General features: G+C 72.6%; 15 protein-coding genes and 1 tRNA gene. 9 read left to right on the plus strand and 7 right to left on the minus strand.

Annotation, left to right across the window (positions count from 1 at the left end; translation table 11 throughout):
- Nucleotides 1–52 precede the first annotated feature (52 nt).
- Nucleotides 53–3,583, minus strand: coding sequence for a transcription-repair coupling factor (mfd, locus tag ABD374_RS18880; RefSeq protein ID WP_344496702.1), 3,531 nt, complete (start codon nt 3,581–3,583; stop codon nt 53–55).
- Nucleotides 3,584–3,791: 208 nt separating this feature from the next.
- On the opposite strand from mfd, the gene ABD374_RS18885 reads away from it, so the two are divergent.
- Complete coding sequence (locus tag ABD374_RS18885; RefSeq protein ID WP_344496704.1) at nt 3,792–4,037, plus strand: type II toxin-antitoxin system Phd/YefM family antitoxin; 246 nt, start codon at nt 3,792–3,794, stop codon at nt 4,035–4,037.
- The gene (locus tag ABD374_RS18890) at nt 4,034–4,408 is read left to right on the plus strand and encodes a type II toxin-antitoxin system VapC family toxin (protein WP_344496706.1); all 375 of its coding nucleotides are present in this window, start codon (nt 4,034–4,036) and stop codon (nt 4,406–4,408) included. Before ABD374_RS18885 ends, ABD374_RS18890 begins: the two co-directional genes overlap by 4 nt.
- Before the next feature lie 95 nt (nt 4,409–4,503).
- On the opposite strand, the gene ABD374_RS18895 is transcribed toward ABD374_RS18890, so the two are convergent.
- Together ABD374_RS18895 and ABD374_RS18900 are read right to left on the minus strand one after the other, a co-directional pair.
- Nucleotides 4,504–7,086 (minus strand): ABC transporter permease, encoded by a 2,583-nt coding sequence (locus tag ABD374_RS18895; RefSeq protein WP_344496708.1) that lies wholly within the window; start codon nt 7,084–7,086, stop codon nt 4,504–4,506.
- Nucleotides 7,083–7,871, minus strand: coding sequence for an ABC transporter ATP-binding protein (locus ABD374_RS18900; protein WP_344496710.1), 789 nt, complete (start codon nt 7,869–7,871; stop codon nt 7,083–7,085). The genes ABD374_RS18895 and ABD374_RS18900 overlap by 4 nt, the downstream gene beginning before the upstream one ends.
- Nucleotides 7,872–8,281: 410 nt before the next feature.
- Between ABD374_RS18900 and ABD374_RS18905 the strand changes: the two genes are divergently transcribed.
- From ABD374_RS18905 to ABD374_RS18915, 3 genes are all read left to right on the plus strand, one after another.
- Entirely contained in the window at nt 8,282–9,967 is a 1,686-nt protein-coding gene (locus ABD374_RS18905) for an MDR family MFS transporter (RefSeq protein ID WP_486388630.1), read from the plus strand.
- Nucleotides 9,968–10,312: 345 nt separating this feature from the next.
- Nucleotides 10,313–11,632, plus strand: a complete 1,320-nt coding sequence (locus ABD374_RS18910) for an LAETG motif-containing sortase-dependent surface protein (protein WP_344496712.1) — start codon at nt 10,313–10,315, stop codon at nt 11,630–11,632.
- 284 nt (nt 11,633–11,916) lie between these two features.
- The gene (locus tag ABD374_RS18915) at nt 11,917–12,306 is read left to right on the plus strand and encodes a thiol-disulfide oxidoreductase DCC family protein (RefSeq protein ID WP_344496714.1); all 390 of its coding nucleotides are present in this window, start codon (nt 11,917–11,919) and stop codon (nt 12,304–12,306) included.
- 36 nt (nt 12,307–12,342) lie between these two features.
- On the opposite strand, the gene ABD374_RS18920 is transcribed toward ABD374_RS18915, so the two are convergent.
- The 3 genes from ABD374_RS18920 to ABD374_RS18930 form a co-directional block, all read right to left on the minus strand.
- On the minus strand, nt 12,343–13,236 hold the full coding sequence (locus tag ABD374_RS18920) for a coiled-coil domain-containing protein (protein WP_344496716.1): 894 nt from the start codon (nt 13,234–13,236) through the stop codon (nt 12,343–12,345).
- 330 nt (nt 13,237–13,566) lie between these two features.
- Nucleotides 13,567–16,155: an SUKH-4 family immunity protein gene (locus ABD374_RS18925; RefSeq protein WP_344496718.1), complete on the minus strand. Its 2,589-nt coding sequence runs from the start codon at nt 16,153–16,155 to the stop codon at nt 13,567–13,569.
- 7 nt (nt 16,156–16,162) lie between these two features.
- The gene (locus ABD374_RS18930) at nt 16,163–17,146 is read right to left on the minus strand and encodes an SMI1/KNR4 family protein (protein WP_344496720.1); all 984 of its coding nucleotides are present in this window, start codon (nt 17,144–17,146) and stop codon (nt 16,163–16,165) included.
- Between the two features lie 239 nt (nt 17,147–17,385).
- On the opposite strand from ABD374_RS18930, the gene ABD374_RS18935 reads away from it, so the two are divergent.
- Both ABD374_RS18935 and ABD374_RS18940 read left to right on the plus strand, forming a co-directional pair.
- Complete coding sequence (locus ABD374_RS18935) at nt 17,386–17,976, plus strand: YwqJ-related putative deaminase (RefSeq protein WP_344496722.1); 591 nt, start codon at nt 17,386–17,388, stop codon at nt 17,974–17,976.
- A 10-nt stretch (nt 17,977–17,986) separates the two neighbouring features.
- Nucleotides 17,987–18,523, plus strand: coding sequence for an SUKH-3 domain-containing protein (locus ABD374_RS18940; protein ID WP_344496724.1), 537 nt, complete (start codon nt 17,987–17,989; stop codon nt 18,521–18,523).
- 312 nt (nt 18,524–18,835) lie between these two features.
- Here the strand turns inward: ABD374_RS18940 and ABD374_RS18945 are convergent, their stop codons facing one another.
- Nucleotides 18,836–20,158 carry a sensor histidine kinase gene (locus ABD374_RS18945; RefSeq protein ID WP_344496726.1) on the minus strand — a complete coding sequence of 441 codons (1,323 nt, stop codon included), beginning with the start codon at nt 20,156–20,158 and terminating at the stop codon, nt 18,836–18,838.
- A gap of 154 nt (nt 20,159–20,312) precedes the next feature.
- Here ABD374_RS18945 and ABD374_RS18950 point away from each other — a divergent pair.
- Nucleotides 20,313–20,384, plus strand: a tRNA-Gln gene (locus ABD374_RS18950).
- A 109-nt stretch (nt 20,385–20,493) separates the two neighbouring features.
- Nucleotides 20,494–21,942 (plus strand): bifunctional UDP-N-acetylglucosamine diphosphorylase/glucosamine-1-phosphate N-acetyltransferase GlmU, encoded by a 1,449-nt coding sequence (glmU, locus tag ABD374_RS18955; protein WP_344496728.1) that lies wholly within the window; start codon nt 20,494–20,496, stop codon nt 21,940–21,942.
- Nucleotides 21,943–21,949 lie beyond the last annotated feature (7 nt).

Here is a 21,949-nt window from a genome sequence, read left to right on the forward strand (position 1 = left end):
CACGGCCGGTCCGGGCACGGCCGACGCCCGGCACGGCCGGCCACTGATCCGGTTACGACCCCAGGATCGTCGTCAGGAACTCCCCCGTCCAGGCGAGCAGTTCGCGGCCCACCACCGGCTTGCCGCCGATCTGTCCCGTGGTGGGGCGGGGGACCAGGATCTGGTGGGTGGCCGGTTTCAGGACCGTGCGGGGGTAGAGGCGCTTGAGGCGCAGCTCCTGGGATTCGCGCAGTTCCACCGGGCCGAAGCGGATGTTGGGGCCGGCCAGGGTGATGTCCGCGACGCCGCACGCCCGGGCCAGCATGCGCAGACCCGCGACCAGGAGCAGGTTCTCCACCGGCTCGGGGAGCTTGCCGTACCGGTCGGTGAGTTCTTCGCGGACGGCCCTGATGTCGTCCTCGGAGTTCACCGAGGCGATCGCCCGGTACGCCTGGAGACGCAGCTGCTCGCCGGGGGCGTAGTCGTGCGGAACGTGGGCGTCCACCGGGAGCTCGATCTTGACCTCCAGCGGGGGCTCCTCCTCGGTCCGGCCGTCCACCACCGCCCGGTAGTCCGCCACGGCCTCGCCGACCATGCGGATGTACAGGTCGAAGCCGACGCCCGCGATGTGGCCGGACTGCTCGCCGCCCAGCAGGTTGCCCGCGCCCCGGATTTCGAGGTCCTTCATGGCGACGTACATGCCCGCGCCCATCTCGGTGTGCTGGGCGATCGTCGCCAGGCGTTCGTGCGCGGTCTCGGTCAGCGGCTTCTCGGGCGGGTAGAGGAAGTACGCGTACCCGCGGTCGCGGCCACGGCCCACCCGGCCGCGCAGCTGGTGGAGCTGGGAGAGGCCGAAGTTGTCGCCGCGCTCGACGATCAGGGTGTTGGCGTTGGAGATGTCGATGCCGGACTCGACGATCGTCGTCGAGACGAGAACGTCGAACTTCTTCTCCCAGAAGTCGACGACCACCTGCTCCAGCCGGCTCTCGCCCATCTGCCCGTGCGCCGTGGCGATCCGCGCCTCCGGGACGATCTCGCGCAGCTTGGCGGCCGCCCGGTCGATCGACTCGACCCGGTTGTGGATGTAGAAGACCTGCCCCTCGCGCAGGAGTTCGCGGCGGATCGCGGCGCCGATCTGCTTCTCCTCGTACGGGCCGACGAAGGTCAGGACCGGGTGGCGCTCCTCCGGGGGCGTCGTGATCGTCGACATCTCGCGGATGCCGGTGACCGCCATTTCGAGCGTACGGGGGATGGGGGTCGCGGACATCGTCAGGACGTCGACGTTGGCGCGCAGCTTCTTCAGCTGCTCCTTGTGCTCGACGCCGAAGCGCTGCTCCTCGTCGACGACGACCAGGCCCAGGTCCTTGAACTTCGTCTCGGAGGAGAAGAGCCGGTGCGTGCCGATGACGATGTCGACCGAGCCCTCCTTGAGACCTTCGAGGGTCGCCTTCGCCTCGGTGTCCGACTGGAAGCGCGAAAGGGCCTTCACCACGACCGGGAACTGGGCGTACCGCTCGGAGAACGTCCCGAAGTGCTGCTGCACCAGCAGGGTGGTGGGCACGAGGACGGCGACCTGCTTGCCGTCCTGGACCGCCTTGAAGGCCGCGCGGACCGCGATCTCGGTCTTGCCGTAGCCGACGTCGCCGCAGACCAGGCGGTCCATGGGGACCGACTTCTCCATGTCCTCCTTCACCTCGGCGATGGTGGACAGCTGGTCGGGCGTCTCGACGTACGGGAAGGCGTCCTCCAGCTCCCGCTGCCACGGGGTGTCCGGGCCGAAGGTGTGGCCGGGGGCCGCCATGCGCGCCGAGTACAGCTTGATCAGGTCGGCGGCGATCTCCTTGACCGCCTTCTTCGCGCGCGCCTTGGTCTTCGTCCAGTCCGCGCCGCCGAGCCGGTGGAGGGTGGGGGCCTCGCCGCCGACGTACTTGGTGACCTGCTCCAGCTGGTCGGTGGGGATGTAGAGGCGGTCGCCGGGCTGGCCGCGCTTGGCGGGGGCGTACTCGACGAGCAGGTACTCGCGGGTCGCGCCCTGGACCGTCCGCTGGACCATCTCGATGTAGCGGCCCACGCCGTGCTGCTCGTGGACGATGAAGTCGCCGGCCTGGAGCGTCAGCGGGTCGATGGTCTTGCGGCGGCGGGCCGGCATGCGGCCCAGCTCCTTGCTGGCGGTGCGCTGGCCGGTGAGGTCGGTCTCGGTCAGTACGGCCAGCTTGAGGCCGGAGTCGACGAAGCCGTGGTCGATCGAGCCGCACGCCACATGGACGACCGACGGCTCGATCCCGGCCAGGTCCGCCTCCAGGCGGGCCGGGATGCCCTCGCCGCCGAGGACCTCCACGGTGCGGGCCGCGGGACCGTGGCCCTCCGTGATGTAGACGGTGCGCCAGCCGTCGGCCAGCCAGCCCTTCGTGTCGGCGAGCGCCCTCGCCGTGTCGCCGCGGTACGCCTCCGGGGCGTGCATGCCCAGCTTGAGCGTGTCGTCGGACAGCTCCTCGTCGGCGGCGAACGGCGCCACGGACCACCACAGCATGTCCAGCTCACGGGCCCGTTCCCGTACGTCGGCGATCCCGCGCAGCGAGGCCGCGCCCACGTCGATCGGGGCGTCGCCGCCACCCGCCGTGGCCGCCCAGGACGCCTGGAGGAACTCCTGCGACGTCGCCACCAGGTCCGCCGCCCTGGTCCGCACCCGCTCCGGGTCGCAGACCAGCGCCATCGACCCCTTGGGCAGGACGTCGAGCAGCAGCTCCATCTCGTCCACGAGGACCGGGGCGAGGGACTCCATGCCCTCCACGGCGATGCCCTCGGCGAGCTTGCCGAGCAGTTCGCCCAGCTCGGGGTGTTCCTCGGCGAGGGCCGCCGCACGCTCGCGCACGCTGTCGGTCAGCAGCAGCTCGCGGCAGGGCGGGGCCCACAGGCCGTGCTCGGCCACCTCCAGGGAGCGCTGGTCGGCGACCTTGAAGTAACGGATCTCCTCGACGTCGTCGCCCCAGAACTCCACGCGCAGCGGGTGCTCCTCGGTCGGCGGGAAGACATCGAGGATGCCGCCGCGCACCGCGAACTCGCCGCGCTTCTCGACCAGTTCGACCCGGGAGTACGCCGCTGCCGCGAGCGCGGCGGTCACGTCCCCCAGGTCGGCGCCCTGCCCGCTCCGCAGCGCCACCGGCTCCAGGTCGCCCAGCCCCTTGACCTGCGGCTGGAGTACGGACCGTACGGGAGCCACGATCACGCTCACCGGGCCGGCGGACGGGTCGTCGGCGTGGGGGTGCGCGAGGCGGCGCAGGACGGCGAGACGACGGCCCATCGTGTCGCTGCGCGGCGACAGGCGCTCGTGCGGCAGCGTCTCCCACGACGGGTAGTCGACGATCCCCTCCTCCGGCAGCAGTGTGCGCAGCGCGGCGGCCAGGTCCTCGGCCTCGCGGCCGGTCGCGGTCACCGCGAGCACGGTGCGCCCGGTCTCGCGGGCCAGCGCGGCCACCGCGAAGGGACGCGCGGCGGGCGGGCCGACCAGGTCGATGTGCGTGCGGTTGCCGTCGGTGGCGGCCTTCACCGCTTCGACGAGCGCCGGGTCTCGTACTACGGCATCCAGCAGACCGTGCAGGCTCATGAAGGGCTTCCGTCCAGGTAACGAAGTGACGAAGTGACGAGGTGGACAACGCGAAGGGCCCGACACGTCTCACGGGCCGGGGGCTCCAGCCTACGACGCCGGTACGCCACCCGCGCGAGGGAACGCTGTGGCTCGGACGGCGGTGTCGGCGCTACGCTGAACCCGAAGCTAGTCCGCTGTTAGTCCCCCGGCTCCCTGTGAGGCAGTCATGGAAGCAGCCCGGCAGTACAACGTCCACGAGGCGAAGACGCACTTCTCGCGGATACTGCAGCAGGTCGAGACCGGTGAGGAGATCGTGATCAGCCGGGCCGGCCAGCCCATCGCCAAGGTGGTGCCGCTGCGCCCCAAGGTCGACCGGACCGATTACGGCGCCCTCAAGGGTCAGATCCACATCCACGACGATTTCGACGAACTGCCCGACGACATCGCCGAAGCCTTCGGAATGCGCGGATGAAGCTGCTCCTCGACACGCACGTCGTCCTCTGGTGGCTCAACGCCTCGCCTGAGCTGTCCCCGGCTCTCAAAGACCTACTGCGCACCGAACCTGACGTGTACATCAGCGCGGCGACGCCATGGGAGATCGCGATCAAGCATTCCCTCGGCAAGCTCGATGGCACTGAGAACCTGGCCGAACGAGTCAGGGACCTGCAGTTCATGCCGCTGCCCATCACCGCGGCCCACGGGGTGCGCGCCGGCCGGTTGCCATCGCACCACCGGGACCCCTTCGACCGCGTGCTCATCGCCCAGGCGCAGATGGAAGAACTGACGCTCGTCACCCGCGACAAGTCGATCCCGCAGTACGACGTACAGATCATGGCGGCCTGACCAGGACAGCGGCCCGGTCCCGGGGGTGTCCGCAAGGAACACCCCCGGGACCGGGCCCGTCACCGCACCGCCCCCGCCCCGCCCCCGCCACTCCGTTACTCCGTGGCGATCGCGTCCAGTACGTTCATCCGGCCCGCCCGGAAGGCCGGGACCAGGGCGGCGAGCAGTCCCACGAAGGCCGACGCGACGAAGACCGCGACGATCGTGGTCCACGGGATCTCCAGGACGCCGAGCCCCTCCAGTGCCAGCAGCTTCTGGGCCGAGGTGCCCCAGCCCATACCGAGCCCGAGGCCGAGCAGGGCGCCGAAGAGAGCGATCACCACCGACTCCAGGCGGATCATGCGGCGCAGCTGGCGCCGGGAGAGGCCGATGGCCCGCATCAGGCCGATCTCCCTGGTCCGCTCGACGACCGACAGGGCGAGGGTGTTCACCACACCGAGCACCGCGACGATGATCGCGAGGGCCAGCAGGCCGTAGACGATGTTGAGCAGCTGGCCGACCTCGTCCTTCAGGTCCTGCTTGAAGTCGGTCTGGTTCTGCACCGTGAACTGCGGGTACGCGGCCAGCGCGTCCTTGAGCCCGGCGTACGCCGCGTCCTCCTTGCCGTCCACCGCCTTCGCGAACATGATCAGGTTCGGCGGCACCCGATCGGCCGGCAGGTACTGCGCGGCGGTCGTGACGTTGGTGTACATCGCGCCCTTGTCGACGTTCGTCTCGTCCGAGGTGATCGCCGCGATCCGGAGCTTCGCGGTCTCGCCGCCCTTGAACGCGACGGTCATCGTGTCGCCGACCCTGATTCCGTGCCGGTTCGCGTAGTCGTCGCCGACCGACATGGCGTTCTTGCCGTACGCCGCACCCAGCTCACCGGCGACGGTCTCGCGCCGCAGGTCCTCGGCGTACGTCGGATCGGCGGCGGCCAGCTCCTCGGTCTCCGTCTTCCCGTCGGGAGAGGTCAGCTCGACCTCGATCATCTTGTAGCTGGTGACGTGCTCGATGTCGGGAGCGGCGCGCAGCGCCTTCTCGGCCCCGGGCACGATCGGCCCGCTGGGACCGCTCTGGATGATGAAGTCCGCGCCGACCGACTTGTCCAGCTCCTCCGTGGCCGAGGCGACCATCGAGGACCCGACGACCGAGAGGCAGGCGACCAGCGCGAGGCCGATCATCAGGGCCGCGCCCGTCGCTCCCGTACGCCGGGGATTGCGCAGCGCGTTGCGCTCGGCCATCCGGCCGACGGGGCCGAACATCCGCAGCACGACGGCGCTGATCGCCCTGACCACGACGCCCGCGAGGAGCGGGCCCACGACGATGAAACCGATGAGGGTGAGGACGACGCCGCCGCCGAGGAACAGCGAACCCTCACTCGCCTTGTCCGCCCGCGTCGTCAGGTAGAGCAGCGTGCCGCCCGCACCGGAGAGGGCCAGGCCGAGTCCGGCCCGTATCCAGCCGGCCCTGCCGTCCGCGGGGGTCCCTGCGTCGCGCAGCGCGGCCATCGGGGAGACCTTGCCGGCCCGCCGGGCCGGGATGTAGGCGGCGACGACGGTGACGACGATGCCGAGCGCGAGCCCGACGGCCGGGGTCGTCCAGGCCACGGTCAGGTCCTCGGTGGACAGTTCCAGGCCGACGGCGCCCATGAGCTGCATCAGGCCGACGGCGAGGCCGACACCGGCTCCGACGCCGAGGATCGAACCGAAGGTGCCCAGCAGCAACGCCTCCACCAGCACGGACCTGTTGATCTGCCGGCGGCTGGAGCCGATGGCCCGCATCAGGCCGATCTCGCGGGTGCGCTGGGCGACGAGCATCGAGAAGGTGTTGACGATGAGGAAGATGCCGACGAGGAAGGCGATTCCGGCGAAGCCGAGCATCGCGTACTTCATCACGTCGAGCATGGAGCCGATCTCCTCGCGGCCCGAGTCCGCGGTCTCCTTCGCGGTCTGGAGCTTGTACGGGCCGTCGGCCCCGCCGAGCGCACCCGCGACGTGCTGCTTCAACCGCTTGTCGCTGACGCCCTGTTCGGCGGTGACGGCGATGTGCGTGTAGACGTCCGGCTTGCCCAGCAGCTTCCGCTGCGAGGTCGCGGTGTCGAAGTAGACGACGGTCGCGCCCGGGTTGGTCACCTTGAAGGAGGCGATGCCGGAGATCCTGGCGCTGATGTCGCCGGTGACGGCTATGGTGCGCAGTTCGTCGCCGAGGCTCAGGCCGTGCTTGTCGGCGGTGTCGGCGTCGACCATCACCTCGGTGGGCCCGCGCGGGGCGTGTCCGGAGGTGATCTCCATCGACTTGAGGTCGCCGCGTGTCCAGTTGCCGGCGACCGTCGGGGCGCCGTCGTCGGAGCCCATCCTCTTGTTGTCGCCGTTGACGACGGTCACCGACGTGCTGGCGACGGCGCCCTCGGCGGACTTCACGCCGTCCGCCTTCGCCACCTGCCGGACCGCGGACGCGGGGAGCGTCTCGGGTCTGCCGGTCCGGGGCCCCTGGCCGTCGCTCCCGGCCGACTCGGGGCTGACGGTGACGTCGGCCGCGGTGGAGGCGAAGAGCTTGTCGAAGGTCGTGTTGACGGTGTCGGTGAAGACGAGCGTGCCGCACACGAACGCCACCGAGAGCAGGACCGCGACGGCGGAGAGGGCCATCCGGCCCTTGTGCGCGACGAAGTTGCGCAGGGAGGTCTTGACCACGGTCATGACGTCCGCCCGCGTGCGTCGAAGTCCTTCATGCGGTCGAGGACCTGGTCGGCGGTCGGCGAGAACATCTCGTCGACGATCCGGCCGTCCGCGAGATACAGCACCCGGTCCGCGTAGGAGGCGGCGACCGGGTCGTGGGTGACCATCACGATGGTCTGGCCCAGCTCGTCGACGGACTTCCGCAGGAAGGACAGCACCTCGGCGCCCGCCCGGGAGTCGAGGTTCCCGGTCGGCTCGTCACCGAAGATGATCTCGGGGCGTGCGGCCAGGGCCCGCGCCACCGCCACCCGCTGCTGCTGACCGCCCGAGAGCTGCGTCGGCCGGTGCTTGAGGCGGTCCGCGAGGCCGACCGTCTCCACCACCTGGTTCAGCCACGCCGCGTCCGGCCTGCGGCCCGCGATGTCCATCGGCAGCGTGATGTTCTCCAGCGCGTTGAGCGTCGGCAGCAGGTTGAATGCCTGGAAGATGAAGCCGATCCGGTCCCGGCGCAGCTGCGTGAGCTTCTTGTCCTTGAGCTGGGTGATCTCGGTTTCGTCGAGGTAGATCTCGCCCGAGGTCACGGTGTCCAGGCCCGCGAGACAGTGCATCAGTGTGGACTTGCCGGAGCCGGACGGGCCCATGATCGCGGTGAACTGCCCCCGGTTGATGTCCACATCGACGTGGTCGAGCGCGACGACCCGGGTTTCCCCCGCCCCGTACGCCTTGACGACCTGCCGCGACCTCGCGGCGACGGCCGTACGCCCGCCGGCGCCTCCATGCCTGGGAATGGTCATAGCCGTTGTCACGGTAAGTCTCCTATGTCGCTTGGGCCGTAAGTCGTGTGCCGTATGCCGTAGGCCGCATGAGGCGCGCGGGGCGTGCCGCCCGCCGGTGATCAAGTACTTCGAGTCTGGCGGCCCCGAGCCCTCCGCACAGTGGTGTGCAACGCCGTATTCACCTGAGGAAAACCCCACCCCCGAGGTGCTGTTGTCCCCCCGCCGCGGCTGGTCGAGCAGTAAGACCAAGCTAAAGAACGGGCGCGTTCTCCTCGTCCTCCACCGGGACGAACGTCCTCTGGCCAGAAGTAAGGAGAACCCCCTAGGGGCTCTCCACCCGCAGGTGGACCCCGTCTCCGGGCCCTCTGCACCCTCCCCCTGCGTGACCTGCGAGTGAGAAGGTGTCGGGGACCAGGTACGTGCACGGTGAAGGGATCTTGGTGAGCGGCGCCGGAAGCAGTGCGGGCAGCACGGGTGGTACGGGTGGTACGGGCAGTGCAGGCAGTGCGAGCGGCCCGGGAAGCACGGGCGGCACCGGAAGCACGGGCGGCACCAGCGCGGTTCCCGGCCGCCCGGACACCGCCGGCCGCCCGCCGGGAACCGTCCCGGACCCCCGCCGCGGCCCCGTCGTCGCCGCGCTCATGCTCGGCATGGCCCTCGCCGCCCTCGACGGCACGATCGTCTCCACCGCCGTCCCCCAGATCGTCGGCGACCTCGGCGGCTTCGCCGTCTTCTCCTGGCTCTTCTCCGGTTACCTCCTCGCCGTCACCGTCACCCTCCCCGTGTACGGCAAGCTCTCCGACACCTTCGGCCGCAAGCCCGTCCTGATCACCGGCATAGCCCTCTTCCTCCTCGGCTCCCTGCTCTGCGCCGCCGCCTGGGACATGGGCAGCCTGATCGCCTTCCGCATCGTCCAGGGCCTCGGCGGCGGCGCCATCCAGGGCACGGTCCAGACGATCGCCGCCGACCTCTACCCCCTCAAGGAACGCCCGAAGATCCAGGCGAGACTGTCCACCGTGTGGGCGGTGTCGGCCGTCGCGGGCCCGGGACTCGGCGGACTGCTCGCCGCGTACGCCGACTGGCGCTGGATCTTCCTCATCAACCTGCCGGTCGGCGCGGTCGCCCTCTGGCTCGTCGTCCGCCACCTGCACGAACCCGCCCGTACGAAGAACAGGCCGGCCACCCGCCCCCGCATCGACTGGGCCGGCGCACTGGCCGTGTTCGCCTGCGGCGGCCTGCTGCTCTTCGCCCTCGTCCAGGGGGGCGTCGCCTGGCCCTGGCTCTCCGCCCCGTCCCTCGCCCTCTTCGGCGCGAGCGCGCTCCTCGCCGCCGCCACCGTCGTCATCGAACGCCGCGCCGCCGAACCGATCATCCCCGGCTGGGTGTGGCGCAGGCGCACCATCGCCGCCGTCAACCTGGCCCTCGGCTCGCTGGGCCTCCTGATGGTCGCCCCGACGGTCTTCCTCCCCACCTACGCCCAGTCGGTCCTGGGCCTCGGGCCGATCGCCGCCGGCTTCGTCCTGTCGGTCATGACCCTGAGCTGGCCGCTCTCCGCCGCCCTGAGCCAGCACGCGTACAACCGCATCGGCTTCCGCCTCACCGCGATCATCGGCATCACCTGCGCGGCGCTCGTCCTGCTCGCCTTCCCGCTCCTCCCCTTCCCGGGCGCGGCCTGGCAGCCGGCCCTGATCATGCTGCTGCTCGGCGCGGCGCTGGGCCTCTTCCAGCTGCCGCTGATCGTCGGCGTCCAGTCGACGGTCGGGTACGCGGAGCGCGGGACGACGACCGCGTCCGTACTCTTCTGCCGCCAGGTCGGCCAGTCCGTCGGCGCGGCCCTCTTCGGCGCGATCGCCAACGCCACGCTCGCGTCCCGGCTCGCCGCCGCTCCCGAAGGGATACGGGACGGCCTCCCCGGCGATCTCGACTCCGTCTCGCACGCCCTGGGCGACCCGGGCTCACTCACGGCGGAGGCCGCCGAGTACCTCCGGCGGGCGGTGGACACGGCCGTCGACCACGTCTACGTGGGAGCGGCGATCGCGGCGGGCCTGGCCCTGCTCGCACTCGTCTTCGTGGCGCCGCGGCGCTTCCCCGTCATCACCGAGACCGAGGAGACACCGGCCGGCTGACAGCCCCCGTCCCCGTCCGGACGGACTGACGGCTTCCTCACCCGGACACCGAAGTACGTCCGGGTGACGCGAAGTGCGGGTCTCCCGAGAACGCGCCTTTCCCGCACCGCGCACCAGTTCCGTGACATGCCCCACAGAGAAATCACAGAAATCGTGGACAACCATCCGCGAATATCCGTTTTGGCCGCCCCGCGCGTAAGTGCCACTCCCCGGATTCGCCAATTCCGGCTTTCCTCGGCTCTTTTGTCAGTTCTACTCTTCGACGAAGTCGCGCAGCGTGAAGTCCCCCTACGGCGACTGTTTCTGTTTCTGTCTCTGTACTTCCGGACCCGGAGAAGGTCGCCTGTGAGATTCCGCCGCATTCTCGCCACAGCCGCTGTCGCCGCCGTGACGACGCCCGTCGCGCTGCTCTCCGCCACCCCCGCGTTCGCCGACACCAGGCCGGCCGCGCAGGAGCAGCTGAGCAAGCCCGGCATCGCCCAGCTGGAGAAGGCCGCCGCCGAGGCGCAGAAGGCGTACGACGACGCCGTACTGGCCGAGAAGGAGGGCAAGGAGGACCTGGAGGCGGCGCTCGCCGACACCACCCCCCTCGCCGTGGCGGCCACCGCCGCCGTGAAGGCCGCCAAGGAGGCCGAAGCCGCCAAGGCCGCCGCCGACAAGGCGCTCGCCGACGCCGAGGACAAGCTCGACGAACTCCCGGCGACCGCCACCCCGGAGGAGAAGGAAGCGGCGGAGAAGGCCGTCACCGACGCCGAGGCCGCGGCCAAGGCCGCCGCCGGGGCGAAGACCGCCGCCGACGCCGAAGCCGAGACCGCCCTCGACGCGCGGGACGACGCGCGGGTCGCCGCCGTTCGGCAGTACGAGCTGCTGAAGCAGGCCGTGAAGAAGGCCCTCGAAGACAAGACGGCCGCCGACGAGGCCCTCGCCGAGGCCAGGGAAGAAGAGGACGAGGAGGGGAACGAGGGCGAGGAGTGCGTCCCGGAGCCCGATCTCACCACCGTGGTGACCGGTCTGCCCTCCAAGGTCGTCGCGGGCGACTGGGTCGACTTCCGGCTCCGCCTGACCAACGGCACCGAGAAGACCATGGACGAGGTCTACCCGTACGCCGACGTCCACGCGACCGACAAGAGCGGCCTCGAGGACATCGGCGACCTGCTGAAACTGCAGTGGTCCTCCGCGTCCTCCACGACCTGGAAGCCCGTCGACGACACCTCGTACATCGACCCCATCAGCCCCCTGGAGGCCGGCGCCCACAGCGACATCAAGCTGCGCCTCAAGATCGACGCGAAGGCCCCGGCGGGCCAGGGCATGGCCTTCGCCTCCGGTGACTACTCCAACGACGACGAGTCCTGCGGCGGGACTCCGGACCCCGCCACGTACGAGTTCGAGATCGCGGCCGGCACCCCCGGCAAGACCCCGGACGCCACGCCCGCGCCGTCGGCCACCCCCGCCCCCGCCACCACCGCCACGCCCAGCGCCACACCGGCCGCCGTGATCCCGACGCCGCAGGGCGGTGTGTCCCACCAGCCGGTGAGCGGCAGCCTCGCCAACACCGGTTCTTCCTCCGCCGTGCCGCAGATCGCCCTCGTGGGCGGCGCGGCCGTGCTGGCCGGCGCCGGCGCGATGTTCGTCGTACGCCGCCGCAAGGCCGGCTCCGCCGCGTAAGGCAGAGCCGCCCCCGCCGAACGACCGAAGGGCCCGCATCCTCGGGAGCACCGGATGCGGGCCCTTCCCGGTCACAGCGGCGTACGCCGTACCTCGCGCCCGTCGCGTCGGGCGTACGCGGAGAGCAGCCCGTCCAGCGTCCACACCGTGGCCACCGCCCCCCGGCCTTCGAACCGGATACCGGTTGCGTTCGGCGAGAAGATTCGTCCGGGCTCCCGCCGGTCACCTGCCAGGGCCGCCGAGGCAGCCCTCCCGCGATCCGCCGGGCGCGGCACCATGGAGCCATGCGGACCGAACCTGTGCTCGTCTACGACGGCGACTGCGCCTTCTGCACCAGCTCGGTGCACTTCGCCGAACGCCTCCTGCGGCCCCGTTGCGAGATCACCCCGTGGCAGTTCGCGGATCTGGACTCCCTCGGCGTCACCCGGCAGCGGGCCGCGTACGAGGTCCTGTGGGTCACGCCCGCCGGAGCGGTGCACGGCGGCGCGCAGGGCGTCGCCAGGCTGCTGCTGAACGCGGGCAGGGGGTGGGCCGTGCCGGGGGCGCTGCTCACGCTGCCGCCCCTGCGGTGGCTCGCCCACGGCGTGTACCGGCTCGTCGCGAACAACCGCGGGCGGATGCCGGGCGGTACACCGGCCTGCGCCCTGCCGGCCCACCGCCGCCCGGCCGCCTGAGGCGCGGGACGGCGGCCCGCCGCGCTCCTCCGGCGCTCAGCCCTCCGCCGCGGCGCGACCGGTCAGGGCGGCCAGGCTGGTGCGTACGTGGGCCATGTGGGCCTGCACCTCCTCGCGGGCGTCGTCGTGCTCGCGCAGGATGCGCTCCGTCTCGCGTGCGACGCGCTCCTCGCGCACCCGTGCCTCGACGAGCAGTTCGGCGGCGCGCGCCTCCGCGTCCTCCTGGCCGTGGCGGGCAGCCTCCTGCGCCTCGGCGAAGACCCGCTTCGCGTCCGCGAGGCCGTTCTCGGCGCGGGCCGTCCGTTCGGCCTCGCGGGCAGCCAGTTCCGCCTCGCGTCCGGCGTGTTCGCGCTCGGCCTTCTCCCAGCGCTCCGCGTGCTTCTTCTCCTGGTCGGCGAGCAGGCCGGCCGTACGCTGCCGCATCTCCCTCAGTGCCGCGACGGCCTCGCTCCGCCACTCCTTCACGTCCCGGCGGGTATCGGCCCTGATCTCCTCGGCGGCGCGCTGGGCACCGGCGAGGATCTCCTGGGCGTGGGCCTCGGCGTCCGCCAGCACCGTCTCCGCGTACTCACGGGCCGCTTCGCGGACGGCGGCGACCTCCGCCACGGCCGCGTCGTGCGTCTCCTGGGCCCGGTCGTGGGCCGCGGCCGTCAGTTCCGCCGCCTCCTCCTCGACCACCGCGAGGAGGTGCTGGGCGCGCCTGCCGAGAGCCTCGTACGTCTGGGGAGCGAGCCCGTCCGCCTGCTCGCGCATCCGCGCCGCCTCGGCCTCCATCTCCTTGGTGAGGACGGTGAGGCACGCGGCACGCTCCCACGCGGCGTCGCGGTCCTGGGAGAGTCCGGCCGCGTACCGCTCCACCTGTTCCGGACGGTAGCCGCGGCCCCGTACGGCGACGAAGCCGTGAGGTGACGGTGAAACCGATGCACTCATCCTTGAAGCCTCTCTCCGACCCGCAACGCGATTCTGCGCAATCCTGACGGATGGGGTGGATGGCGCAAAACACGACACTCCGCCCGGCCGTCCCGCTCAAGGATGCGCCCATGGGCACCGGAAGCCGGAATCGGAGTGGCCCCGGACGGACGCGTGGAAGGGATTTCCGGCCGCCGTCCCGCGCCGGCTCCTACCCGTACCCGTACCCGTACCCGTTGCCCGTACCGGTACCCGTTGCCCGTACCGGGCGAAGGCGTCCGCCGTGCGGAGACCGGCCGGGGTGCCCGGCCCCTCGCAGACCGGGCGCCCCGGTACGCCCTCGGGAAGCCGTCAGAGCAGGCCGTCCCACATCTGTTCCAGCAGCACCGACCACCAGCTCTCCGGCGACGCCAGCGCCACCGGGTCCAGCGCCGCCAGCCGCGCCTGGAAGTCGACCGTCCAGCGGCCCGCCTGCTCGGGCGTGAGCCCGAAACGCAGCCGCCACATGTGGCCGAGCAGCGCCAGCGAGCGCGTGAACTCCGGCAGGCCGGTGTTCACGAACTGCGGCGGCACGGGCTGGCCGCCGGGACCCGCCTCCACCGGTACGGCCACGATGTTCGCCGTGCCGTACTGGACGCAGAGGGCCCGGCCGAAGTCGCTGCCCATGACGAGGTACGAGCCCGCGTCCGCGGCCGGCTGCACCCCGCGCTGCGCGGCGAGCTCCGCGAGCGTGGGCACCGGCCGGCCCGGCACCGCCTGCGCCCAGAAGAACGGCCCGAAATCGACCGGCAGACCCGCCACCACGAGCGTGTGCGCCACGAGGTCCGGCACGCCCTGGCGCGACACCGCCGCCCCGTCGAAGCGGAAGACGCCCTGCGGCCCGAAGGCGCCCATCAGCTCGTGCGCCACGCCCTCGGGCGGAATCGGCGGCGCCTGCATCAGCTGCCCCGGCGGCGGCAGCGGCGCCCGCACCGGCGCGGGACGCGCCGGGCCGTCCGCGACCTGGTGCAACTCGCCCTGGTGGGTGAGGAGATGCCGCATGCCCTGCTGACGGCCTGCGTGGTCCTTCCCGTACGGCGCCACGCTCGTGATCCGCACCTGGGGCCAGGTCTCACGGATCATGCGGGCGCAGTAACCGCCGGGCAGCTCGCACGACTCAAGCTCCGTGTGCAGCTCCAGCACCTGCTGCGGCGGCACGTTCATGGCGCGCAGCTCGTGCAGGATCTGCCACTCCGGGTGCGGGGTGCCGGGCGCGGAGCGGCGGATGAGCTGCTGCTCGCTGCCGTCCTGGGCGCGGTAGCGCAGTACGGCCTGGTAGCCGGGGCCGACCGTCGGCAGCCCGGTCGGCCCCGGCTGCGGGTAGCCGTAGGCCGGGGGCTGCGGCATGGGCACGGGTGGCTGCGGCGCGGCGCCCGGCGGCATCCCGGGCGGACCGGGCGGGCCCGGAGGGCCGGGCGGCTGCGGAGCGCCCGGCGGGGGGCCGGACAGCATGGTCGCCGCGTGGTGCACATCGCCGCCGGGCGGACCGGGTGGCTGCGGAGCGCCGGGCATGCCGCCACCCTGGCTCCGGTCGGCGAGCATCGTCGCCGCGTGGTGCACGCCCCCGCCGGACGGCGGCGCGGGCGGACCGGAAAGACCGGGCGGGCCGGGCGGGCCGGGCGGGCCCGGGGGCTGCGGAGCGGCACCCGGCATGCCCCGGCCCTGGCTCGGGTGGGCGAGCATCGTCGCCGCGTGGTGGACACCGTCACCGGACGGCGGCGCGGGCGGGCCGGGCGGAGCCGGCGGACCGGGCGGCCGCGGCCCGTCGGGGCCGAGCGCCGAAACGAGCTGGGTCGGTACGTACCCGCCCGCCGGGACACCGGGCTCGTTGGGCCCCTCCGGCGGAGCCGGGGGCGCCGGCGGCGGCGGAGCCGTCGGACCGCTCCCCCACGCACCGGGCGGCGACACGGGAGCCTTGCTGGTCGTAGCGTCGGCGATCTCCTCGGCGCCGGGACCGGGCCCGGCGGCGCGCGCGGGCGTCCCGGGCGCCCCGGGCGGCTGCGGAATCTCACCGGGCACGGCGGGAGCCACCGCGGTCGAGGGCAACCGGCTGCCGCCCGACATCAGCGCCGTCCTGGCCTCCGGCGCCACACCGGGCGGCGGGAAGTCGTCCTCGTCGGAACCGGAGAGCGGCGGCGCGAAAACCGTGGCCGGCAGCGGCACGGACGCGTCGTCGGAGCCCAGGGCCGGGGTGGTGTCGGTCCCGGACCAGGGGGTCGCCCCGACAGGCGCCGCGGGCACTCCGTCGGAAGCGGTGGGCTCGTAGTCCGCCCGCTCCGCACCGGCACTGGGCCAGGAGACCGCCCCGGTCCCCCGCCCGGCCTGCGAAGCGCTCCCGTCCGCACCGGCCCAACCCGCGCCCGGCGCCGGCCCGTCGCCACCCGTACCGGCGGAACCCGGGCCCGCCTCCGGGGGCAGAACCGCCCCCGCGGAGGGCGAACCCGCACCGCCCGCCACGGACGGCCCCGCCGGCGGGCCCACCGGTGAACCGGCAGACGGATCCGGCGCAGGAAGGTCCGGGACACCCAGGCTGTCCGCCGCCTCCTGGAGCCACTCCGGCGGTGTCAGCAGGAACGACGTCTGTTCCAGGTCCACCCGCTGCGCCGGAGCCGGCCCCGCGTCCGCCGCCGGTGACACCTCCGGCGTCCCGTACTCCTCCTCGTAGCGGCGGATCACCTCGCCCACCGGCAGGCCGGGCCACAGCGTGGCCTCACCGCCGTCGCGGGCGATGACCAGGCGCTGCCGCCCGCCGTCCGACGCGGGGCCGTTCTCACGGTCCTCCGCCCACACCACGAAACCGAGTTCGAACTCCCGCACCCGCACCTCACGGTGCGACGGCGCCGGCACGTCCCCGTTGACCCACTCTTCCGCGCGCTCCTGCGCCTGCGCGAAGGTCACCACCGGACCGTCACCCCTCGTCCGAAACCGGGACGGCGCGCGCGAAGCCGCCGTCGACCATCAGATTCGCCACGGTCTCCAGCTCCGGCGGATTGCCCGCCAGCCGCTGGAGAAAAGCGTCGAAGTCCTCACCGCAGGGCAGCAGAAGCCGCTCCACCCGCTCGTGCACCGTCAGCCCGTCGCGGTCCCGCGCGTCGTCGTACGCGACGAACCACACCGACCCGGCTCCCTCGCCCCGCACCTTCACGGCCAGCAGACCGCCCTGGACGAAGGCGACACCCAGGTAGTCCTTGGTCATGTGGTCGCGCAGACACTTGTTGACGTACACCAGATCGTTCACCGCGGCCTCGTCCCGCACCGTGAAGAACGGCTGGTCGACCAGCAGCCCCAGCTCCGCGTCGAGCGCCGTACCCACCGGCGCGCAGCCGCCCGCCGCCTTCAGGAAGGACCGGTAGGCGCCCGGAAGCCGGTAGCCGAGGTCCTCCTCGACGCCCAGGATCTGCTGCTCGCTCACCGCCACGGAACCCCTCGGCAGCCCGAAATGGGCCGGCCGCGTCTCCTGCAACGGACGCGTGCCGCGCTTGTCCTGGTCGACGGCGGCCGTCGTGAGTCCGCCGTGGTGCCGCAGCAACGCCTTCACCTCGACCGGTACGAGCTCCATGCGCCGGGTGCCCGCCACGTGGTGCCAGGTCCAGCCGTGCGGGGTGGCGACCGCCGGAATGGTGTCCCACAGGGCGTGCCCGGCGGCGGCCAGCGCCGCGTTGGCGGACACGTAGTCCGTGAGCCGCAGTTCGTCGACGCCGAAGCCCTCCGGGGGCTCGGCGATCTCCGCGGCGGCACGCGCGTACGGCGAGAAAACCGGGAAGCCGTCCTCGTCGACCCGTACACCGTGCGGGTGACGAGAGGCCCGGACCGGGTCCGGAAAATGCACGACCTGCCCGGCGTAGGCCGCGTTCGGTGGCGCGGCTTGCTGCCCGAGCCGACCTGTCGTCATGGCGGTTGCCCCCTGCTGCTGCTGGCTGGTTCGGCACAGCCTATGCGGTGGGACAACAGGGGGTCCTGCCCCTCGCCTTGCGTAACGAACCGTCACACGCGGGTCACCGCCCGGCGACACCTGTACACGATTCACCGACCCAGCTTCCGCATCACCGGACACATTTGGCAGGCTGTCCCAGCAACGCGGGGGCGTGCACACCAGCGGCTACCGCCGCGGGCACGGAGGGGAGCACCACCATGCACACGGCACAGACAACCGCCACGACGACACCGACAGGCACGGCCACGACCACCACGGCGACCACCGCGACCAGCGCACCTCCGGCGACCACGACGGCCGGAGACCCGCGCCTGAGCTGGAGCAGCGACGAGCCCACCCGCGCGCCAGTCCTCAGCCACCGCCGCGACGGCATCCTGCCGACGGTCGCCGCCGCACTCTCCGTGCGCGGCGCCGACACCCTCACGTGCACCGCGGGCCGGGCCGACCGGCCGCCCCGGCTGCACCCGCTCGTCCAGGACTTCCTCGACACCCTCACCAGCGGCCAGCGGGAACGCTTCACCGGCCGCTGCCCGGAAGCGATCCTGCTTTCCCGGCACATCACCGCCGTGGAAGGCTCGCGCTCCAAGCGCGCCTCCCGCAAACCCCTCACCACCGGCGAAGCCCGCCGCTCCCTCAAGCACGCCAAACTCACCGCACGGCGCATCCGTGAGGACGGCGACCCGCTGCACGGCAGCTACGCCCCGCCGTGCCGCTCCTGCACGCCGATGCTCGCCCATTTCGGCGTACGCACCGTAGACCCCACCGTGTCCCCCACCGAGAAGGGTTGACCCACAGCCGATGCCGGGCCCCATTCCCCACCCCGCCGCCCCCCGCTCCCACACCGGCACCACCCGCTTCCCGGTGGCCGTGGACGCCGCCCTGCGTGCAGCAGGCTGGCAGCCGGGGCGCTGGGACATGCGGCAGGCGGAGCACTGGGCCGACACCCTGCGCGCCCACACCTCACCGGCGGGCCACCGGCACAGCGTCTTCCCCGCCGCCGTCGAGGCCTGGGCCGAGTTCGGCGGGCTGCACATCGCCGCACCGGGGTCCGGCCGGCAGATCGCCCCGACACCGGTACGTTTCGACCCGCTGGGCGGCCTCCACCACGCCCGCACCCTCGCCGACCTCGGCCGTGCGCTCGGTACGGAGGTCTGCCCGCTCGGTACGGAGCTCAGCGGCGGCGGGGACGCCGGCCAGGCGGTACTCGCGATCGACGCGCAGGGCCGTGTCTACAGCCTCGACCACACCGGCGACTGGTACCTGGGCCCTGACCTCGACCAGGCCCTGGCCGCCCTGGTGACCGGCACCCGGCCGAGCCGGCTGGCCCCGGCGTAGAGGTCCGCCGGGGAGGCAGTACGGCGCCCCGCGGGGTACGGGGGCTTCGGGGCCGGTGCCGGGCCGGGGAGACTCCTCGGACGCCGAACGTCCGGGTACGCCGGTGTGTCCGGGGTGGTTGCGTCCGGCGCCCCGCGGGGAGCACCCCGGCACGGCCCCTCCCGGCACCGCGACACGGCACGGGGGGCGGCAGTGTCACGGCGCGAAGGGGCGCCGCAGGGGGAGCCCCAGCAGCGCCACCCCCGCCCCGCATCCGGGCACCGCGGTCCGGAGCGGAGCCGGTGCCGGCGGCCGCCCCCGTCCCGCAGCCGGCTACGCCTCGCGCGGGCGCGCCGGCAGCACCGCCGACACCCGGAAGCCCCCCGCGTCCGTCGGCCCCGACACGAACACGCCCCCCAGCGCCGTCACCCGCTCCCGCATCCCCACCAGCCCGTTGCCGCCGCTCGGCAGCCCCGCGTCGGCCGTACCGGCGTCCGACGGGCCGTTCTCCACCTGCAGGGCGATCTCCGACCCCCGGTACGCGAGCCGCACCCGCGTCTTCGCCCCCGCCGCGTGCTTGTGCACGTTCGTCAGGGCCTCCTGCACCACGCGGTACGCCGTCTGCTCCACCAGCGCCCCGCACCCGACCGGCGCACCCTCCGCCGAGAACTCCACCACCATCCCGGCCTGCCGCGACTGCCCCACCAGCGCCTCCAGATCGGCCAGGCACGGTCCGTCCTCCGCCTCCGCGGCGGCGATCGCCGCGGCGGCCGCGGCGACCGACGCCAGCGGAACCTCCGACGCCACCGGCCTCGCCCGGTCCCCCGAACGCAGCACCCCGAGCATCTCCCGCAGCTCGGTCAGCGCCTGCCGCCCCATGTCACCGACCAGCGCCGCGTTCTTGACCGCCTTCGCCGGGTCCTTCAGCGCCACCGCCTGAAGCGCCGCCGCGTGCACCACCATCAGGCTCACCCGGTGCGCGACCACGTCGTGCATCTCCCGCGCGATCCGCGTCCGCTCCTCGGTACGCGCCCACTCCGCCCGCTCCTCCGCCCGGTCGGCCAGCAGCGACAGCTCCCGCTCCAGCGAGTCCGCGCGCTCCCGCAGGCTCTCCATCAAACGCCGCCGGGCCCCTATATAGAGCCCGTACAGCACCGGCGGCCCGGTCAGCCCCAGCGACAGGAACAGCGAGGCCAGCGGCACGTACCAGGGGCCGGGGTCGAAGTCCCCGTCCGCCGCGTTCGCCACGTCCTGCTGGGTCCGTACGAACGTCACGATCAGCGTCCCGGCCAGCGACATCCCCGCCAGCACCGTGATGATCCGGCGCGGCACCTCCGACGCCGCCAGCGTGTACAGCGACACGATGCCCATCAGGAACGCCATCTCGGCCGGCGTCACGGCGATCGCCACCAGCACCACCGCGATCGGCCACCGCCGCCGCACCACCAGCACCGAGCCCGCGACCAGCCCGAACCCCGCCCCCACCGGGACCGGCAGTCCCGCACTCCCCGCGAACCTCACACCCTCCAACGCGCATTCGAGCGCCGAAACCAGCGCCAGCCCCACATCCAGGACGACACTGCGCCGCCTGTCCCACCACCAGTAGCGCCGGGCGGTCATACCCGGGGCGTCCTGATCTGCCCCCGTCACGGTCATGCCGTCCACCCTACGGGCGGCCGCCACCCAATATCCGGAGACCGGACGAGCACGGAACGGGCCGCATGCCCGTCGCACCGGAGGCCGCTGTTACGGCATAGTGTTTGCAGCCACGACGACAACCTGACGCGATGTCGGGTTTAGTCAGCCGTATTCCCCTGTGGTGTAATTGGCAGCACTGAGGCTTTTGGTGCCTTATGTCCGGGTTCGAGTCCTGGCAGGGGAGCACTTCCATCCGGGTCCTGACCACACTGGTCAGGACCCGCGCGCGTTTCGGCCCCGAGGCCCCCCGGTATCCTGCGGGTGTCCACCACCCGAAGCCGAAGGGCATCACCGTGAGCGCCTCCCGCCCTGCCGCCGTCGTCGTCCTCGCAGCGGGTGAAGGCACCCGCATGAAGTCGGCCACCCCGAAGGTCCTGCACGAGATCAGCGGGCGCTCGCTCGTCGGCCATGTCGTCGCAGCCTCCCGGGAGCTCGGCCCCGAGCACCTCGTCGTCGTCGTCGGCCACGCCCGCGAGCAGGTCACGGCGCACCTCGGTGAGATCGACGCCGGGGCCGTGACCGCCGTGCAGGAGCAGCAGAAGGGCACCGGGCACGCGGTGCGCATGGGCCTTGAGCGGCTCGGCGCCGGGATCGACGGGACCGTCGTCGTCGTCTGCGGCGACACCCCCCTGCTGACCGGCGACACGCTGGCCGGTCTCACGCGCACGCACGCCGCCGACGGCAACGCCTGCACCGTGCTGACCGCCGAGGTCCCCGACTCGACGGGGTACGGGCGGATCGTCCGGGACGACGTCAGCGGCGCCGTCACCGCGATCGTCGAGCACAAGGACGCCACCGAGGCACAGCGGGCGATCGGCGAGATCAACTCCGGGGTGTTCGCCTTCGACGGCCGGCTGCTCGCGGACGCGCTGGGCAAGGTCCGCACCGACAACAGCCAGGGCGAGGAGTACCTGACCGACGTCCTCGGGATCCTGCGCGAGGCCGGTCATCGGGTGGGTGCGGCGGTCGCCGCCGACCACCGGGAGATCCTGGGCATCAACAACCGCGTGCAGCTGGCGCAGGCGCGCGGGCTGCTGAACGCCCGGCTGCTGGAGCGCGCGATGCTCGGTGGTGTGACGGTCGTCGATCCCGCGTCGACGTTCATCGACGTGACGGTGACGTTCGGCCAGGACGCGACCGTGCACCCGGGTACGCAGCTGCTCGGCGCGACCCACCTCGGCGAGGGCTGCGAGGTGGGGCCGAACTCCCGCCTGACGGACACGGCCGTCGGCGCGGGCGCCCGGGTGGACAACACGGTGGCGGAGCGCGCGGAGGTCGGCGAGGGGGCGAACGTGGGCCCGTACGCCTATCTGCGGCCCGGTACCAGGCTCGGCGCGAAGTCCAAGGCCGGTGCGTACGTGGAGATGAAGAACGCCGTCATCGGCGAGGGCACGAAGGTGCCGCACCTGTCGTACGTCGGTGACGCGACCATCGGCGAGTACACGAACATCGGCGCCGCGAGCGTCTTCGTGAACTACGACGGCGAGTCCAAGCACCACACCACGATCGGTTCGCACTGCCGGACGGGCTCGGACAACATGTTTGTGGCTCCTGTCACGATCGGGGACGGCGCGTACACCGCGGCGGGCTCCGTCATCACCAAGGATGTGCCGCCCGGTTCCCTCGCTGTCGCCCGCGGCCAGCAGCGGAATATCGAGGGTTGGGTGGCTCGCAAGCGTCCGGGAAGCGCTGCCGCGCAGGCGGCTCAGTCGGCGGCCGTGACGGCCGACGGCGAAAGCTGACCGGAAA

This window comes from Streptomyces enissocaesilis, assembly GCF_039533765.1.
Classification (GTDB): domain Bacteria; phylum Actinomycetota; class Actinomycetes; order Streptomycetales; family Streptomycetaceae; genus Streptomyces; species Streptomyces enissocaesilis.